We start from the raw sequence: 313 nt of genomic DNA, 5'->3' as shown, positions 1-313 counted from the left end.
TCTTCGGCGAGGGCAAGGTCGCAACCGCAGCGCCGCGTCCCACGGTGTTGGTGCCGCTGCCGGATTATCTGCGCATCTTGGATGGCACTGGTGATGATGTTCTGTTGGCGATGACTGATGGCACCACCATGACTGGTGCGGAGTTTCTCGCCACCCAGTTCGGTGATGCGTTGGAGGTGGCGGCGTTTCACCCGCAGGCCGGTGCGGTGAACTTGTACCGCACGCAGCGTTTGGCGAATCAGAAGCAGCGTGATCTGGCCAAGCTGGTCTCCCCGGTGTGTGCGTTTCCTGGCTGTCGTCACGGAGCAGACAA

1 pseudogene is annotated in these 313 nt (G+C 61.7%); it reads left to right on the top strand.

Annotated features, from left to right (window positions below):
- Positions 1–313, top strand: a pseudogene (locus HMPREF3048_RS12245) (HNH endonuclease); the annotation flags it as partial.

Source organism: Corynebacterium sp. HMSC075D04 (assembly GCF_001815635.1).
Lineage (GTDB): Bacteria > Actinomycetota > Actinomycetes > Mycobacteriales > Mycobacteriaceae > Corynebacterium > Corynebacterium coyleae.
The sequence above is the reverse complement of the archived record's forward strand: the minus strand, read 5'-3'. Positions and strand labels throughout refer to the sequence as shown.